Raw genomic sequence first — 18,143 nt, forward strand, 5'->3', positions numbered from 1 at the left:
GCCTCGATCTACGGCGGCCTGGAAGCCAAGGTGCTGGACACCCCACGCTCGGTCACCCAGATCAATGCCGAGCAACTGGCCAACGACCCGATCCGCAGCTCCGACGACTTGGTCAAATACGCCCCCGGCATTACCCGTGGCGGTGGCCAGAACGCCGGCATCGCCCCGCAGATGCGCGGGCAGAATACCGAGGTGTTCCAGGACGGCCAACGCGCCTACGGGGTGCGCCACCCGGCCAACTTCAATGCCTACGAAGGCGCCGACATCGTCGCCGGGCCATCGTCGGTGACCTACGGTTCGGTCAGCGGCAGTGGCGGCTACGTCAACTACCTGAGCAAGAAGCCCGACTTCAACCGTTTCCGCACCAGGCTCAGCGGCGAAATCGGCAGCTGGATCCCCGATGGCGAATCGCGCGATGCCACCAAGTTCAGCATCGACAACACCGGCCCGCTGACGGACAACCTGGCTTACCGGGTGAGCATCACCCGCCAGCGCCAGGAAGACTTCTACGACAACGTCGAGAACAACTTCGACGCCTTCTACGGTGCCCTCGCCTGGCGCAACGACAACCTGCGGGTGGACTGGAACGCCGCCTACGACGACTACTACGACTACAACATCACCCACGGCTGGAACCGCGCCACCCAAGACCTGGTCGACCACGGCAAGTACTCTGCCGGCCGTGCCACACCGATCATCCAGAATGGCAATACCCTGTGGTCGCCAGTGCTGTCCTCCGGCGCTGCCGATGCCCAGGTGCTGGGCTGGGTGCAGCGCCAGCGCAATGCCCAGGGCCAGTACCAGGTGGTGGACGGCAGCTTCCAGGGCGCGTCGCCCAACACCCAGGCCAACCCCGGCAGCCTGCGTGGCTGGGTCTACGACCCGTCGCTGGCAGGCAACGGCCAGACCTCGCTGTCGTCACAGACCGGCCAGCGCGCGCAGGACGAAAACCGCTCGCGGCGCTTCACCACGCAGCTGCGCGTCGAAGGTGACCTGACCCCGTCGATCACCTTGGCCAACAGCACCTTCTACCAGCACTCCACCGACACCACCGATGCCGTCGGGGCGTTCCAGGTGCAGGGCAAGGACGACATCTTCGACAACCGCTTCGAGTTCCGCGCCCGTGGCCAGTTTCAGCTGGGCGACCTGACCCTGATCGACGACAGCAACACCGGGCTTATCTACCGCCGCGAGCGCAACGAGTCGATCGCCGCCAACAACAACTTCGGCAGCACCATCAACGCCTATGACCTGACCCTCGACCCCACCTTGAAGAACCCCGGCGACCTGCTCGGCCTGAGCGGCCGCAACCCTGCCGGTGGCAACGCTGCCTGGATTGGCCAACCCGGCGTGCCGCAATTTTCCAACTACTACGGCTGGCTCAACCTGCCCGCCATGTACCCCGCCGGGCATGGGCTGTATGCCGAATCGGTGGCGCCGTACACCGCCGACAGCACCTGGACCACCAAGACCCTGTTCAGCCAGCACAACCTGCGCCTGGGCGAACGCGTGGGCCTGAATGTGGGCGCCAGCCGCAGCTGGATCGACGCACGTATCGAAAACCCCTTCGTGCTGCCCGGCGGCAACCCACGCAAGGACTCGGACAACTACCGGCTGTTCTCGGTGCAGGTCAGCCCCTATTTCAAACCCACGGAAAACAGCACGCTGTACTACACCTTCGACCGCTCGCTGGCGGTGAATACCGGCTTCTTCACCAACGGCCTGGGCTGGGGCAGCGGCACGGGGGCCAACCAGCTCAACCCGCTGGCCTTCGAGAGCCTGAGCGTGTTGCATGAGGTCGGTTTGAAAGTGGAGGCAGTGCCCGACCAGCTGTTCCTCACCCTGGCCGCCTACAAGCAGGCCCGCGACCAGTCGCCGGACAGCAACAACAACATCGCCCGGCTGATCATCAAAGGCTGGGAGGCAACCTTGCGCTACCAGGACCAGAACTTGCGCAGCGGCCTCAACCTCAGCCGCATCAGCGCCTACAACGAGTTCACCAGCCAGGCCGGGTTCGCCTCGGCCGGTTTCATCCCTGACAACGGCACCGTGTTCGGCGACAACAACAGCCTCAACCAGCGCCCGTCCGGCAAGTTCGATGCCGTGCAGATCCCCGAATACAACGCCGGCGGGTATGTCGACTACCGCTTCGACTCAGGGTTTGGCGTCGAGCTTTCCGGTTGGTGGACCAGCAGCTGGTACCTGAACCTGAGCAAGACGGTGAAAGTGCCGGACGAATACAACCTCGACCTCGCCGTGTACTACCGCCAGCCGCAGTGGGGCGTGACGGTGCGCATGCTCAACGTCACCGACGAGCTGAATTTCGTCAGTGGCCTGGCCGGTTCCACCAATACCTTCCTGCAACCGATGCCGGGCCGCACGCTGCTGGCCCAGGTCGATTACCAGTTCTGATCTCCCTCAACCTGAAAGGCCTTAGCCATGTCCATTGAATTTGTCGGCATGATCTTCCCCCGCCAGTGGTCCGAGACCCGTGGCGCACGCACACCGGACTTCGACCTGCCGTTCATCCGCCACCACGCCCGCGCCCATGAGCATGCCGGCTTCGACCGGGTGCTGATCGCCAGCGGCCCTGGCAGCGCCGACAGCCTGCAGATTGCCGCTTATGCTGCCGCGCACACCGAACGCCTCGGTTTCATGATCGCCCACCGCCCGGCCCTGACCGCGCCGACGGTGGCAGCACGGGCATTCGCCACCCTCGACCACACCACCGGCGGCGGGCGCATCCGCCTGCATGCGATCACCGGGATCACCGCCGAGCCGCAGGAGGGGGACACGCTGCTGGACAAGACCGAGCGCTACCGGCGTACCGACGAATACCTGGAGATTGTCCGTCGCACCTGGACCGCCGAAGAGCCGTTCGACTTCGAGGGCCGCTACTTCAACATCAAGGGTGCCTTCTCACCGGTGAAGCCGCTGCAGCAGCCGCATATACCGATTTCGTTCGGAGGTTCGTCCGACATCGCCTACCAGATCGCCGTCAAGCATGCAGATCTGTATGCCCTGTGGGGTGAGCCACTGAGCGGCGTGGCCGAGCAGATCGGTAAACTCAAGGCTGCCGCGAACTTTGCAGGCGTGGCGACGCCGAGGGTCAGTCTGTCGGTGCGGCTGATTTTGGGTGCCACCGAGGAACAGGCCTGGCAGCGTGCCGAACAGATCCTCGCGCAGATCAAGGCCAACCCGCAGTTTGCGGCGGACAGCCCTTGGCAGAAGCGCATCAAGGGCACCGGCTCCGAACGCCTGCTGGCTGCCGCCGCCCGCGCCGACCGGCATGACCGGGCGTTGTGGATGCCGACGGCGACTGCGGTGGGCGCCTATGGCGACACCACCGCGCTGGTGGGCACGCCGGAGACCGTGGCCCAGGCGTTGCTCGATTATGTCGACCTGGGGGTGACCACCTTTCTCAACCGGGGCTACGACCCGCTGTATGACACGGTGGATTACGGGCGCTGGGTGATTCCGGCGGTGCGCGAGGAAGTACGGCGGCGGCAGGTACGGTTTGTGGGGTGAAGGTAGGGGGTATGGCTTGAGGGTGCATCTGGAGTGCCGGGTGCATGCCTTGGGTTGTTTGGCGCCTGTGAGATCGAGCGCCGCCCGCGCGGCGCATCGCGACGCAAGGCCGCTCCTACATTTGTTTCGGGCCAATTATTCCTGTGCCATGGGCGCGCGGCCCCTTGGCGTCCACCTCGATATAGTGCCGACAAACAAGGCGGCCGCGCACATTGGTACAGGCATAACTGGTCCAAAACTGTGGGAGCGGGCGTGCCCGCGAACACGGGCGAAGCCCGTGCCAGGGACCGTGTTGAAGCCTTCGCGGGCGTGCCCGCTCCCACAGGTACAATGCTGGCTTCGGGCCCACGCTGTACCTGTGGGAGCGGCTTTAGCCGCGAACACCGGCGACGCCGGTGCCATACACCGCGTTGGATTCTTCGCGGGTGAACCCGCTCCCACAGGTACGGCGCTGGCTTCAGGCCCATGCTGTACCTGTGGGAGCGGCCTTGCGTCGCGATGCGCCGCGCGGGCGGCGCTCGATCTCATAGGCGCCAAACAACCCAAGGCAAGCACCTAGAGCCCAACACGCAACCTGGGCGAATGCTCCACCAGCGTCCGGGTATACGCATCAACCGGCAGCCCAAGCACCTGCTCGGCAGCCCCCTGCTCCACCACCCGCCCCTGGCGCAACACCAGCACCCGGTCGGCAATCGCCCGCACCACGCCAAGGTCATGGGTGACAAACAACAACGTCAGCCCCTCCCCCTGCAAGCGCTGCAGCAAGGCCAGAATCGATGCCTGCACCGACACATCCAGCGCCGAGGTGATCTCGTCACACACCAGCAACTTCGGCTCGCAGATCAACGCCCGGGCAATCGCCACGCGCTGGCGCTCCCCGCCAGACAAGCTATGCGGGTACAAGTCGGCCACGCGCGCCGGCAGCGACACCCGCTCCAGCACAGCCTCGACCCGCTCGCGCGCTTCACCGCCACGCACCCCGAAAAAATGCGCCAACGGCGCGCTGAGCGTTTGCCCGATCGTCTGCCTTGGGTTCAAGGCCCGATAGGGGTTCTGGAACACGTACTGGATCTGGTGACGCAGCCGGGCATCGCGTTCGCGCGCGGCAAACGCCAAAGGCTCGCCGGCGTAGCTCATTTGCCCCTGAACGTTTTCACCCAGCCCGGCAATGGCCCTGGCCAGGCTGGTCTTGCCCGAACCCGACTCGCCCACCAGCGCCAGGCACTCCCCTTGCCCCACCTGCAGTGAAACATCGAACAGCACCTGCCGATCGTAGGCGACATCGAGGCCCTGAACCTCCAGCAACACCGCTTCGCCCGGCGCAGCAACAGCCTCGACAGCCACCTCCCCAACGGGCAGCGGCTCTCGGTGCGGCACCAGGCAGGCCACCCGATGCCCGCCTTCATGCGCCAGCAAAGACGGCTCGATCACTGAACACTCAGCACGACGCCTGCCGCAGCGCGGCGCAAACGCACAGCCATCCGGGCGCTGCCCCGGTGCCGGTGCATGGCCGGCAATCGCCTGCAACGGCTGGCGCCGGGCAATGTCGGGAATGGCCGCGAGCAAAGCGCGGGTGTAGGGATGCAGCGGTGCCCGGAACAACGCCTCGCGCCCGGCCACTTCCACCAGGCGCCCGGCGTACATCACCATCACCCGGTCGACCAGGTCACGCACCACCGCCAGGTCATGGGTAACGTAAAGCGCCGCCACACCTTGGTCACGGCACAGGCGCTTGAGGGTCTGCAGCACATGGGCCTGGGTGGTCACGTCCAGTGCGGTGGTGGGCTCGTCGAGTACGATCAGCTTTGGCCGCAAGACGAACGCCAGCGCCAGCATCACCCGCTGTTGCTGCCCACCAGACAGTTGATGCGGGAACCGCCGCAGGAAGGCGTCATCATCGGGCAGCCCCACATCCAGCAGGGTTTGGCCGATGCGCTGGCGCACCGCTTCACGCGGCAGCGCCGGGTGGTGCGCCAACAGGGTTTCACGCAGCAAGGCCCCCAGGCGCAGCGCGGGGTTCAGCGCCGTGGCCGGGTCCTGGGCCACATAGCCGACCAGCCCGCCACGGGCCAGGCGCAAGGCCTCGCCTTCGAGTTCGAGCAGCGATTGCCCGGCCACCACCACGTGCCCGCCAACAATGCGCGCACCTTGCCGGGCATGGCGCAGCAACGCCGTGGCCAAGGTGGTCTTGCCCGAGCCGGACTCGCCCACCAGGCCAACAATTTCGCCTGCCGCAAGGCTGAACGACACCTCAGCCAGCACATCGACCTGCCCGGCCAGTTCTACCCGCAGGTCGCTGACCTGCAACACTTCACTCGCCACATTCAACAGCGCGCTCATGGCTGTTTCTCCCCAATCCGTGCACTGGCCCGGCCAATTCCTTCGGCCAGGATGTTGGTGCCGTAGGCAAACACCCCGATCAGCAATGCAGGTGCCAGCACGGCCCAGGGCTGCACCAGCAGGCCGGCCTGGTTTTCGTTGATCATCAGGCCCCAGTCCGCCGCCGGCGGTGCCACCCCGTAGCCGAGAAAACTCAAGCCGGACAGCATCCCCACCGCCCAGGTCAGCATGTTGCCGAAGTGCACCAGCAGCGGCGTGAGGATGTTCGGCAGGATTTCATGAAACAAGATGCGCCAACGCGGGTACCCCATCATCTGCGCCGCCTCGACGTACTCCTGCCCGGCCACCGCCACCGCACTGCCACGGGCAAGACGGATCACCCCCGGCGTAAAGGCGATGGCCACGGTCAGCACGATCAGCCAAGGTGCACGGCCGAGCATGGACACGATCAGCAGCACCAGGATCAGGTCCGGAAACGCCAGCGATACGTCGGCCGCCCAGCTGATCGCCTGGTCCAGGCGCCTGCGCGAAAACCCGGCCAGCAGGCCCAGGCTGCCGCCAACCAGCAATGCGAGGGTGGCTGCTGCCACCGACATCCACAGCACCGACAGGCCACCGCTGAGCAACCGCGAGAGCAGGTCATGGCCCAGAAAATCGTGCCCCAGCGGCGCCCCGGCAGCCGGGGGGCCGTACACCGGCCCGACCATCGCCGTGGGCGCATGGGGTGCCAGCCAGGGGCCGAAAGCGGCCAGCAGCGCCACCAGCAAGGTGATCACGGCGCCACGCCGCACCTGTGGGACGGCCAGCCAACGGGATTCAATCATGGGTCGCCTCCTGGGCAGGGGTGCTGCGCACGCGTCGCCACCAAGGGCGAATGCCGCGCCGGATACGGCGGATCATCCGCACCCGGCGCGCCGTGCGCAGCTTGGGGGTGAGTAATACCGTCAACAGGTCGGCCAGCAGGTTGATCAGCACCACCGCCAGGGTAATGACCAGCACCACGCCCTGGATCATCGGCAGGTCACGCATCTGGATCGCCGCGTTCAACGCCGTGCCGATACCCGGGTAGCTGAAGACCACCTCAGCCAGCAGCGCGCCGCCGACCAGTGTGCGTAGAGTCAGTGCCACGCCCTGGATCGCCGGGGTCAGGGCATTGGGCAACGTGTGCCGCCAGACGATGCGCCGCTCGGGGATACCCCGCAGGCGCGCGGCGATCACATACTCGGACTCCAGCGCCTCGATCATCGAGGCCCGCACCATGCGCGTGAGGTACGGCAGGGCCGTCAGGCTCAGGGCCAGCACCGGCAGCACCAGCGACGGCCACTGCCGCCACAGCGGTAACTGTGGGTCGAGGATCGACACCGCCGGCAGCCAGCCCATGCCCGGCATGGAGAACAGCAGCACCAGGCCGATGGCCAGCAGAAAGCCCGGCGTGGCCTTGAGCAGAATCAGCGCCGACAGGCCCCAGCGGTCCAGCCGGCTGTCACGCCGCAGGGCCAGGCTCACCCCCAGCAGCAGGGCCACCGGCACCACCAGCGCCAACACCCCGACCAGCAGGGCAAGGGTATGCCCCAAGCGGCCGAGCAGCAGCTGCGCCACCGGTACCTGTGAGTCCAGCGAAATCCCCAGGTCCCCGCGTAACGCTGCGCCCAGCCAGCGCAGGTACTGCACCAGGATCGGCTGGTCGAGGCCCAGTTGCCGTTGCAGGGTGAGGATGCTTTCCAGCGGCGCATCCGGGCCGAGAATCACCCGCGCCGGGTCCGAAGGCAGCGCCTGGGTGGCGATGAACACCACCAGGCTGATCACCCAGGCGGTCAGCAGCCCGTAACCGAGGCGGCCGATGAACCAGGCCAGCCAGGCCGGTGTGCGGGGCGTGTGTCGAGGATCAGGCATTGGGGTTCAACCAGAGTTCGTCAAAGCGCCAGGAGGCGAAGGTGGTCTGTTCCGGGGCAAGCCCGCCAACCTTGGCCGACGCAGCATCGAGCACGTCGGAAAAGCCCCAGATCAGCAACCCGCCACGTTCGTGCTGGATGGCCTGGGCTTCATGGACCAAGGCCGTGCGCCGCACCAGGTCGGGCTGGGCCAGGGCTTGCTGGAACAGTTCGGTAAAGCGCGGGTCGTGGAAGTTGCTGCGGTTGTAGATGGCCTGCGGCGCATCGTTGTGCAGCGCCGAGGCAAGAAAGCCGCGCGCCGGGGTCGAGCCCGGCGACAACTGCCATTGCTCACGTTGCGGGCCGTTGAAGACCGAGCCGTCCACTTGATTGACCTTCACCTGCACCCCGGCCTTCAGAGCCTGCTGGGCAAACACCAGCGCGGCGTTGACGCCAGGCCCTGGCGTGGTGGTCAGTTCGACGCGCAAATCGTCCTGCCCCGCCTGGCGCAGCAGCGAACGGGCCTGGTCCAGGTCGTACGGGCGCTGGGCAATGGCGTGGTTGTAGGTGGGGTCATGGGGCGAATACAGGTCGTTGGCCACCCGGCCAAAGCCATTGAGCCCACGTGCCACCAGTTCCTGGCGGTCGGCCAGCAGGCGAAACGCCTGGCGCACCCGTACGTCCTGGAACGGCGCCTTGGCCAGGTTCAGGTTGAAGCCGGTGAACGAGGTGCTCGGCGAGGCATACAGGCGCAGCCGTGGGTCGGCCTTGAGCAGCGCACTGTGCTCGGCCTGCACACCACTGGCCACGTCGATCTGCCCGGCACGCAGCGCTGCGGCCCGCGAGACCTGGTCCTTGAATTCGATGATTTCCAGCTCGTCCGCATAAGGGCGGTTGGGCTTGTAGTAGTTTTCAAAACGGGTGTAGAGCGAGCGCTGGCCGGGGATGAAGCTTTTCAGCCGATACGGCCCGGCACCCACCGGGTTGGTCACCGGGTGGTAGTCGGTGGGGACGATGCCGCCGAAGCTGATCAGCGTTTCATCCAGCGGGTAGAAGCTTTGCCCCTGCTTGAAACGTATTTCGATAGTACGCTCGTCCAGCTTGCGCAGGGCCTGCCGATCGATCGCGCCGACCAGGCCGGCGAAGGGCGAGGCCAGTTGCGGGTCGGTCAGGCGCAGGATGGAAAACAGCATGTCGTCGGCGGTGATGCTTTTGCCGTGGTGGAACTCCAGCCCAGGCTTCAGGCGGATGGTCCAGGCGCTGGCGTCGGCATTCGGTTCGGCGAATTCGGCCAGTGCCAGCCGGGTGCTGACGTCGGCGTTCCATTCCCAGAACTTCGCGTACAGCGCCCAGCCACGGATGATGCCGCCGCCCACCGGCTTGTGCGCATCAAGGTTGCCGGCCTGGTCGCCATCGATAATGCCCACCCGCAAGCGCCCACCACGCACCGGCGGGCCCGGCAGCGCCGCACTGGCAGCTGCCGGTGCGCCGCTGTCGCAGCCACTGAGCAGCCCGCCGCCGAGCAGCAGGCTGCCGCCAACGGCCAGGCTGTTGCCGAGAAACACCCGGCGCGAAAACAGCTCGCTCATCACCCTCTCCTTACGCCGGTTGCGCCACGCCAGGCTTGCTGACTGCGCCCAGGCGCGGCACCTCAAAGCCATGGTCCAGGTCCAGCAGCGGGAACAGCAGGTCTGCCACCCGGTGCGCCTCATCGATCAGCGGGAAGCCCGACAAGATGAATGCCGATGTGCCCTGGGCCTCGTATTCACGGATGCGCTCGGCGACCTGTTCGGCGCTGCCGACCAGGTAAGTGCCGGCTGCCGGGCCGAGGATGTTGAAGCCGAACAGGCTCGGGCCCAGCCAGACGTTGGGGTAGATCTCCAGTTCGCGGGCCGTGGGCAGGCGCCCGGCGCGGATGCTGTCGAGGTTGCGCTGGATGCGCGGGTCGTCGCTGACGTAGCTGTCGAAGGTTTGCCCGGGGGGCAACTGGCGTTCGATGGCCGCACGCGCGGTGGCCAGCGACGTGCGCTGCAACAGGCGCTCTGCGTGGGCCCAGGCTTCTTCCTCGGTCTCGCGCACGATCACTTGCAGGCGGGTGCCGTAGGTCAGTTCGCGGCCGATCTTCGCCGCCTCGGCCGCCACCCGGCGGAACTTGTCGCCCAGCTTTTGCGGGGTGTCGGCGAAGCTCAGGTACACATCGAGCAGTTGCACCGAATGGGCCACGCCCGGTGCCGAAGTGCCGGCGCCCCACAGCGGGATGCCGGGCTTTTGCTTCGGTGGGTGCCAGCCGCCCAGCGGATGATGGGCAGCGGCTGGCGAACGCGGTGACAGCTTGACGTAACGGCCGTCGTAACCCGCGGTTTCACCGGCGTAGAAGCTTTGGAAGGCGCGCCAGTATTCCAGGCTGAAGTCGTAGCGTTCGTCGTGTGGGTAATGCACGCCCAGAGTGGCCAGGCCGGCGTCGTTGCCGTTGACCACGTTGAACAGCAGGCGGCCGTTGGAGAACTGGTCGAAGGTGAGCGCCCATTTGGCCAACACCGCTGGCGACAGCTCGCCCGGGTGCTGGGCGACCAGAAAGCGCAGGCGCTTGGTGGCGTCGATCAGCGCTGCCGACACGGCCAGGCTTTCGTTGGGGCTGGAGCCGAGCAGCGAGCCGTAGAAGCCCAGGCGGTCGGCGGCGATGGCCAGTTGCTTGAGGTGTTCGAAATCGGTGTGCCAGCGGCCTTCGGGTTCCCAAGGGTAGGGGCCGTCGGGGGTGGTGAGGTACCAGAGGATTTTTACTGCCATGGGGCGGGGTCCTTTTCTTGAATGGGGTGCAAGGCTTGAGTGCCTCGGGGCTGCTTTGCAGCCCATCGCGACACAAGGCCGCTCCTACATTGGTCGGCGTACGCAGGCCCCTTGTGGGAGCGGCCTTGTGTCGCGATAGGGGCGCGAAGCGCCCCCGGCGATCTGATCAGTTGCGCCGATCGATGCCAGGCACCAGGCCCAATTCGCTAGCGCGGTCATACAACCCGCTCATCTTCCACTGCTGGGTCAGCACCCCCGGCCCGTAAGGCCGCGACCCGCCCAGGGCATCGGCCAGCAACTGGATCTGCGCGCCCTCCTCCAGCAACAGGATGAACTCCGCCGTGGCCCGCAGCCCCTGCTTGCCCCACACCGTGGAGCCGCCGTTGGCTTCCAGGATGGCCAGGTTGAACGGGTTCTCGGCGATCTTGTCGAGGATGAAATCCACCTCGGCCTGGCGCCGGTCGATGTACACCGGCAGCTCGCGGGCCAGCTGGTAGCGCTGCACCGGCACGTAGTGGAACGGCAAGGTGCGGTGGGTTTGCGCCCAGGCGCCCAGGTACGGGCTGTGCACATGCGACACGGTGGTGACGTCGGGGTGGGTCTGGAACAGCTTGGTGTAACGGCCCAAACCGCCTTTACCCTTGCCGACGATGACGTTGCCGGCAAAGTCGGTAACCGTGGCCTGCAGCGGCTTGCGGTGGTTCCACGGCCCGCCATAGTTCACCGACACCAGCAGCTCTTCACCCGGCACACGCTCGATGAAGCCGACCGTGCCATTGGCGGTGATGGTGTTGGTTTCGCGAAAGACGCTAAAGGCTGCTTCGGCTTCGGCCACCACCTGGTCGATGAAAGCTTGCAGTTCGGCGGTGACGGGGCGTTCGTTGATCAGTACGGTCATGTTCAATCTCCAGTCAGGTCAGGCGCGGCGTTGGGCCAGCAGTTCATGGGCAGCTTGCAGAGGCCGCGGGTCGACCCAGTCGGCGATATCGAAATCGGCTTCGAGGAAGCCGTGCAGGTAGAGGAAGTCTTTTTGTGTGCCGAGGAATTCCAGGCGTTGTGCGGACAGGTCCGGCGCCAGCGTGGTGTGGAAGTCACCGCGGTAGGCCTCGGCCACGCCCTGGCTGCCCGCGCGGGTTTCTTCTTCGAGGATGCTGTTGAGTGCGGCGCGGTTGCCGGCTGCCCACTCGGCGGCACGCAAGGTCTGGGCAAGGAAGCGCACCACCAGGTCGAAATGGTTGTCGAGCAGCCGTTGGTGCACGGTGATTGGCCGCGGGGTGCCGTTGTTGATGCGGTGGCGTGGGTCGGCCAGCAGGTCGAGGTCGACGCCGACCACCAGGCCCAGCCGGCGGGCGGCATCGGCCGCCGCCGCGCCCTTCACGTACACGGCATCGACTTCGCCGCGCGCCAGGTATTCCAACCCCGACCATAGCCGCTGCAAGCCCAGCTCCGGGGTGGCGGCACTGGCCTGGTCGAGCAGGGCCACTTCCACCAGTTGCACGTCATCCAGGTGCAGGCCTGCCGAGGCCAGGGCGCCTTTGTAACCGTGAAGGCTCATGGCCCGGGCAATGCTGCCAGGCCGGCTGTCGCCCCAGGCCGGCAGCGCCAGGCGTTTGCCGCGCAGGTCGGCGGCGCTGCGGATGCCGGAATCCGGGCGGACCAGGATGGTTTGCCACTCTTCGATCCAGGTCAGGCCGATCAGCCGGCTGGGCGAGCCGGCGGCACGTGCCGCCAGCGCCGGCACGTTGCCGCCTTCGCGGAACAGCCCGGGCAGTTGGTGATCGTAATGGTGGTGGCCAAGCTGGCGAGCCTCCTGCAGGGTCGAGACGGGCAAGCCATCGGCGGCGAACTCTTGCTCCAGCCAGCCGAGCTTGTAAGCCAGGCCTGAGGCGGTGGGCACCGGGCAGCGGGTGAACCAGATGCGTTCCAGGGCGGAGGGGTCGTCTGCCAGGCGTTTTGCTGTAGGGGTTGCGAAGGTCATGGGGGGCTCCTTGGGCGTCGTGCAAGCACCATTGCAGTGTGCGTGCCAACCGCTGGAGGCCTTGATTTGCCTGGGATTGGCAGTTGAGTCAGAAGGCCGGGTGCTTGGCTGGGAGCAGGATTGCGGGTGGGGTGCTGCCAGATCAGCAGGGTGGCTGCTGCTGGGGCAGCAAAGGGCTTTGGAAGCCCCGCAGGATGGGGCCTGAAGAGGGGTGGCAAAGATATTGCTCTAGGGCTTGGTACCGCGGTGTGGCCATTCGCGGGCATGCCCGCTCCCACAAGGGCCAGCACAACCCTCAAGGGCAGTGCCGCCTCTGTGGGAGCGGGCAAGCCCGCGAAACAGGCGCACTGGCCCTTCAGACAATCCGAGACCCCACCATGAGTGCCATAGAACCCTCCCCCGCCCGCCGCTTGCGCAGCGAAGCAGAAGCCATCGAAACCGCCCGCCAGGTCGCCGCGCACATCGCCGAACTGGCCGCCGACCCGCGCAACAACGGCCAGCTCCCCCACCGCCAGGCGGAGTTGCTGTCCAGCAGTGGCCTGACCGCCATCGCCGTGCCGGCCGAGTTCGGCGGCCTCGGTGCCTCGGTGCAGACCGTGGTCGAAACCGTGCGGCTGATCTCCACCGCCGACGGCGGCGTCGGCCAGTTGCTGCAGATTCACAACGTGATGCTGCGCGGCATCTTCACCGGCTACCCCGACGAAGTACGCGACCGGCTGATTGCCGACGTGCTCGCCGGCAAGCGCTTCGGCAACGCCCTGGCCGAAGTCGGCGGCAAGAACAAGTTCGCCCTCAAGACCCGCGTCGAGCGCCGCGCCGATGGCCAGTGGGTACTCAACGGCAGCAAGTTCTACTCCACCGGCTCCTACCTGGCCGAGTGGATCTCGTTGACCGCCGCCAGCGAAGACGGCGGCGTCGGCGTGCTGCTGCACCGCGACACCCCCGGGCTGACCCTGGTGGACGACTGGCAGGCGTTCGGCCAGCAGAACTCGGTAAGCGGCACGGTGAACTTCGACAACATCGTGCTCGACGAGCGCTACCTGACCCGCCGCAGCGGGCCGATGAAGCGCACCGGCCTGACCTTCCCGCAGATCCTCCACGCCGCCATCGACACCGGCATCGCCGCTGGCGCCTTGCAGGCGGCTGTCGAGTACCTGCGCGAGCATGCCCGGGCCTGGGTGGAAAGCGGCGTCGAACGCGCCAGTGACGAGCCGCATGTGATTCGCCAGATCGGTGAATATGCCGTGGCGCTGCGCGGCGCCGAGTCGGTGCTGCGCGAGGCGGCGCGGGTGTTCGACGACCACGAGCGCGACCCGGAGAACAAGGCGTTGCAGGATGAGCTGATCCTGTCGGTGGCGACCGCCCGTGCGCATTCCGATGCGGCATCGTTGAAAATTTCCAGCGACCTGTTCTCGCTGCTGGGGGCCAGCGCTTCGCTGAGCAAGTGGAACCTCGACCGCTTCTGGCGCAATGCCCGGGTGCACACCACCCACGATCCGATCCGCTGGCGGCTGCACAACGTGGGCAACTACTACCTGAACGGGGCTGATCCGGGGGAGTACACCGCAGTGCTCAATGCCAAGGAAACCCAGGGCGCTACCCGCCGTTGAACCGGGTTTGGGCGGGGGCGCTTTGCGCCCCTATCGCGACACAAGGCCGCTCCTACAAGGGGCGGCGTCGCATTCGGATCGAGCATCTACATGAACCACCCTCTTCTTCGGGCATTGGCCATCTACCGCGAAATGCCTTGGCGTTTTGCTCTGGTCGCTGCCTTGTACATTGCCGGTAACCTCGGCCTGGCCTGGCAGCAGTGGCTGATCGGCCATGCGGTCGATGATGTCAGCGCCGGCCGCGCCGTGCTGCGCCTGGCCGACGGCAGCCTGGACGCCAGCGTGGCCTGGCACTGGTTGTGGCTGCTGCTGGCCATCGCCCTGGGCCGCGGCCTGCTGCAATACGCCGCCGCCGTGCTGTCGCTGGTACTCAGCCAGGCCCTGCTCACGCGCCTGCGTGAACGCATCCTCAGCCAGGTGCAGCGCTTGCACCTGGGCTACCACTGGCACCATGGCATGGGCGAACTGGTCACCCGCACCACGCGCGATGCCGACAAAGTGCGCGACGCGCTGATCACCTTCTGGCGGCAGATCATCGAAACCCCGCTGGTGGTAATCGTTGCGGTGGGCCTGTTGAGTTGGTACGACCCGCTGCTGGGACTGGTGCCACTGCTGCTGACCGGCGCCGGGCTATGGCTGTTCGTGGTGCAGACTGATCGCCTGGTCACCCTCGACCGCGCCGTGGGCGCCGCCTATGACCAGGTGAGCCAGGACCTGGCCGAAGGCATCGGTGGCGTGCGGGTGATCAAGGCCTTTGGCCTGGAACAGCAGCGCATTGCCCGCTTCGCCCGGCAGGTCGAGGTGTTCACCGGCCATGCCCGCGCCGCCCTTGCATACGCCAGCTCGCGCATTCCGCTGCCGCAGGCGGTGGTGGCGCTGGGGCATGTGTGGATCCTGGTGTACGGCGCCCACCGCGTGGCGGCCGGCGCGCTGGGCATCGGTGAGCTGGTCACTTCGCTGCTGGTGGCCACCACACTGGTGTTCCGCATCGAAGGCATTGGCAGGGTGATGCAGACCTTCGCCGATGCCCGCGCCAGTGCTGAACGCATCTGGCAGCTGCTGGACGAACGCCCGGCCATCGTCGGCGGCCATGCCACCCTGCCTGAAGGACCGTTGGGGCTGAAGCTGAACCAGGTGCAGGTCAGTGCAGCAGAAGCTGGCCGGCCTATCCTGCAAGACTGCTCGCTGACCCTGCTGCCCGGTGAGGTGGTGGCGCTGGTCGGCGCCACCGGCACGGGTAAAAGCCTGCTGGCCAGCCTGCTGCCACGTTTGGCCGATGTGCAGCACGGCAGCGTGCAGGTCGGTAGCGATACGGCCGGTTGGCACGACGTGCGTGACCTCGACCTGGCCGACCTGCGCCGCCGCGTGCAAGTGCTGCCGCAGGAAAGCTTTCTGTTCTCCGACAGCCTGGCCGCCAACCTGCGCCTGGCCGCACCGCAGGCCAGTGACGCCCAGTTGCGTGAAGGTATGCGCCTTGCCGCTGCTGAGGACGTGCTGGAACGCCTGCCCCACGGCCTCGACACGCCGCTGGGCGACCGCGGCGTGACCCTGTCCGGCGGCCAGCGCCAGCGCCTGTGCCTGGCCCGGGCGCTGCTCGGCGCACCCGACATCCTCTGCCTGGACGACGCCACCAGCGCCCTGGATGCCCTGGGCGAACGCCAGGTGCTGCACAACATCCGCCGCCTGCACAACGCCAGCGGCCAAGGCCCGACCTTGCTGCTGATCACCAGCCGCCTTTCCACCCTGCTGCTGGCCGACCGTGTGCTGATGCTGGAAAACGGCCGCATCACTGCCAACGGCAGCCATGCCGAGCTGTGCGCGAACAACGCCCATTACCGCGACTTGCTGGGGATCGACCATGACTGATGCGCAGCACACCCCCGCCAGCGATATCGACATCGAACAACGCCTGGCCCGCCAGGCGCTGGACCGGGGCATGTTCCACCGTTTGCTGCCGCTGTTGCAGCCCATTCGCGGGCAGATCCTTGCCGTGATCGGCATCGAGTTGCTGCTGGTAGTTACCGTGTTCCTGCGCCCGTGGTTCGTGCGGGAACTGCTGGACAAGGGCCTGGTGCCCAGCGCCGACCACTGGCTGCTCGACGAGCGCCTGGTGCTGTGGTTGGGCCTGGGGTTGGCAGCGAGCTGGCTGGGGCGCTTTCTGCTGGCCGGGGTGTCGCAGTTCATTGCCGGGCGCGCAGCGATCGGCGTGCTCAACGCCCTGCGGGTGAACGTGTTCGCCCATGTGCAGGCGTTGTCAGTAAGCTACTTCGACCAGACCCGTGCCGGGCGCATCATCTCCCGTGCCGACCGGGACGTGGATGCGCTGGAGCCCTTGCTGGTGCAAGGCCCGCCCGAGCTGCTCGGCGCCTTGCTGCGCTGCGGCCTGGCAGCGGTGATGCTGTGGCGCATCGACCCCAGCTTCTTCTACAGCCTGGTTGCCACGGTACCGTTGCTGGCCGTGGCCACCTGGCGCTTCAAGCGGGTATCGCAGCGCAACTGGGCCAAGGTGGCCGAGCAGCGCAGCCGCTTCACCGCGCACTTGGTGGAAAGTGTGAGCGGGGTGCGGCTGATCCAGCAATGCGGGCAAGAGCAGACCAACCAGGCACGCTACCGCCGCCTGCTGGAGGACTTCAACCAGGCGCTGATCCGTGGCAGCCTGCGCGCCGGCTGGTTCGCCCCGTTTACCGCATTGCTCAGCACCGCCGGCATGGCCGTGCTGTTGCTGGTCGGTGCCCATGGCCTGGCCGAGGGCAAGGTCAGCGTGGGCCAGGTGGCCGAGAGCCTGTTCTACGTGTTCCTGTTCCTTGGGCCGCTGCAAGAGCTGTCGGACCTGTTCGAGCGCTACGCCACCGGCAGCGCTTCAGCCCAACGCATTTTCCTGCTGCTCGACACCCGCCCACACGTGCTCGACCCGCCAGCGCCACACGCCCTAGGCAGGGCGCGTGGCCAGGTGGACTTCGACGCGGTCGGCTTTGCCTATACGCCGAACAGCTCGCGCCCGGTGATCGACGGGCTCGACCTGCATATCCGCGCCGGCGAAGTGCTGGCCATCGTCGGCCCCTCGGGGCACGGCAAAAGCACTCTGGTGCAATTACTGACGCGCTTCTACGAAGTGCAGCAAGGCGCCGTGAAGCTGGACGGCATCGACCTGCGTGCGCTGGCCCAACATGACTTGCGGCGCAACGTGGGTGTGGTGCTGCAGGACAACGTACTGTTCAGCGGCAGCATCCTCGACAACCTGCGCCTGGCCGCGCCAACTGCAGACGATGCACAACTGGTGGCCGCAGCCCGTGAGCTGGGCGCCGACGAGGTGCTGGAGCGCCTGCCGCAGCGCTACCACACCGAAGTCGGCCCGCTGGGCGCGCACCTGAGCCATGGCCAACGCCAGCTGGTGTGCCTGGTGCGGGCCTACCTGGCCGACCCGGCGGTACTGGTGCTGGACGAAGCCACCTCGGCAGTGGACGTGCACACCGAGCGGCGTATCCAGCGCGCGCTGCGCAGGCTATGCCAGGGGCGCACTGCCATCATCATCGCCCACCGCCTGGCGACCATCCGCGATGCCGACCGCATTGCCGTGGTGAAGCATGGGCGGGTGGTGGAGCAAGGGGCGCATGCCGATCTGATCGGGCGCAGTGGTGCTTATGCAGCGCTGTACGAAGCGTATCTGCGCAGCGCCGGGGAGGTTGCAGCCGAAGCTGCGCATTAACGCTGTACCTGTAGGAGCGGCCTTGCCGGGGCGCCGGACCGGTCGGAAAGGGCCGCAAAGCGGCCCCGGCATTTTTGCAGAGACGCTGACGCCCAGGGGCTGCTGCGCAGCCCTTTCGCGACGCAAGGCCGCTCCCACAAAAAGCGGTTGCCACCGGGGCAATGCAGTCGTGCTGCTACCCCAGCATCCATTGCTGCCGCACTGCTGCCACAGCAGCACCCCTCTCCCCGTCCACGCCTCAAACCCCCGCCCCACAGGCCGTGCACCACGCATGGCACAGCCGTTGCACCAGCCTCCCCATCCGCACACCCTCCCCCTTCAGG

At 66.8% G+C, this 18,143-nt stretch carries 12 protein-coding genes; 5 read left to right on the top strand and 7 right to left on the bottom strand.

Annotated features, from left to right (window positions below; all coding sequences use genetic code 11):
- The coding region (locus AK81_RS27005) for a TonB-dependent receptor (protein ID WP_043204269.1) at positions 1-2,412 on the top strand (2,412 nt) is incomplete at its 5' end.
- A 27-nt stretch (positions 2,413-2,439) separates the two neighbouring features.
- Positions 2,440-3,528, top strand: a complete 1,089-nt coding sequence (locus AK81_RS27010) for an LLM class flavin-dependent oxidoreductase (protein WP_043204270.1) — start codon at positions 2,440-2,442, stop codon at positions 3,526-3,528.
- 555 nt (positions 3,529-4,083) lie between these two features.
- Here AK81_RS27010 and AK81_RS27015 read toward each other — a convergent pair.
- The 7 genes from AK81_RS27015 to AK81_RS27045 all read right to left on the bottom strand — a co-directional run bounded on the left by AK81_RS27015 (position 4,084) and on the right by AK81_RS27045 (position 12,504).
- Positions 4,084-5,868 (bottom strand): ABC transporter ATP-binding protein, encoded by a 1,785-nt coding sequence (locus tag AK81_RS27015; protein ID WP_043204271.1) that lies wholly within the window; start codon positions 5,866-5,868, stop codon positions 4,084-4,086.
- On the bottom strand, positions 5,865-6,692 hold the full coding sequence (locus AK81_RS27020; protein WP_043204272.1) for an ABC transporter permease: 828 nt from the start codon (positions 6,690-6,692) through the stop codon (positions 5,865-5,867). Before AK81_RS27020 ends, AK81_RS27015 begins: the two co-directional genes overlap by 4 nt.
- Complete coding sequence (locus AK81_RS27025) at positions 6,685-7,761, bottom strand: ABC transporter permease (protein ID WP_043204273.1); 1,077 nt, start codon at positions 7,759-7,761, stop codon at positions 6,685-6,687. Before AK81_RS27025 ends, AK81_RS27020 begins: the two co-directional genes overlap by 8 nt.
- Positions 7,754-9,328 carry an ABC transporter substrate-binding protein gene (locus AK81_RS27030; protein WP_043204274.1) on the bottom strand — a complete coding sequence of 525 codons (1,575 nt, stop codon included), beginning with the start codon at positions 9,326-9,328 and terminating at the stop codon, positions 7,754-7,756. Before AK81_RS27030 ends, AK81_RS27025 begins: the two co-directional genes overlap by 8 nt.
- 10 nt (positions 9,329-9,338) lie before the next feature.
- On the bottom strand, positions 9,339-10,526 hold the full coding sequence (locus tag AK81_RS27035) for an LLM class flavin-dependent oxidoreductase (RefSeq protein WP_043204275.1): 1,188 nt from the start codon (positions 10,524-10,526) through the stop codon (positions 9,339-9,341).
- A 166-nt stretch (positions 10,527-10,692) separates the two neighbouring features.
- Complete coding sequence (locus AK81_RS27040) at positions 10,693-11,424, bottom strand: class II aldolase/adducin family protein (RefSeq protein WP_043204277.1); 732 nt, start codon at positions 11,422-11,424, stop codon at positions 10,693-10,695.
- A gap of 18 nt (positions 11,425-11,442) precedes the next feature.
- Positions 11,443-12,504 (bottom strand): ABC transporter substrate-binding protein, encoded by a 1,062-nt coding sequence (locus AK81_RS27045; protein ID WP_043204279.1) that lies wholly within the window; start codon positions 12,502-12,504, stop codon positions 11,443-11,445.
- A 377-nt stretch (positions 12,505-12,881) separates the two neighbouring features.
- On the opposite strand from AK81_RS27045, the gene AK81_RS27050 reads away from it, so the two are divergent.
- The 3 genes from AK81_RS27050 to AK81_RS27060 all read left to right on the top strand — a co-directional run bounded on the left by AK81_RS27050 (position 12,882) and on the right by AK81_RS27060 (position 17,820).
- Complete coding sequence (locus AK81_RS27050; RefSeq protein WP_043204281.1) at positions 12,882-14,114, top strand: acyl-CoA dehydrogenase family protein; 1,233 nt, start codon at positions 12,882-12,884, stop codon at positions 14,112-14,114.
- 90 nt (positions 14,115-14,204) lie between these two features.
- Positions 14,205-15,980 carry an ABC transporter ATP-binding protein gene (locus tag AK81_RS27055; protein ID WP_043204282.1) on the top strand — a complete coding sequence of 592 codons (1,776 nt, stop codon included), beginning with the start codon at positions 14,205-14,207 and terminating at the stop codon, positions 15,978-15,980.
- Positions 15,973-17,820 (top strand): ABC transporter ATP-binding protein, encoded by a 1,848-nt coding sequence (locus AK81_RS27060; RefSeq protein WP_043204283.1) that lies wholly within the window; start codon positions 15,973-15,975, stop codon positions 17,818-17,820. Before AK81_RS27055 ends, AK81_RS27060 begins: the two co-directional genes overlap by 8 nt.
- The last annotated feature ends 323 nt before the right edge of the window (positions 17,821-18,143 follow it).

It is taken from the genome of Pseudomonas putida W15Oct28, assembly GCF_000708715.2.
GTDB lineage: Bacteria > Pseudomonadota > Gammaproteobacteria > Pseudomonadales > Pseudomonadaceae > Aquipseudomonas > Aquipseudomonas putida_R.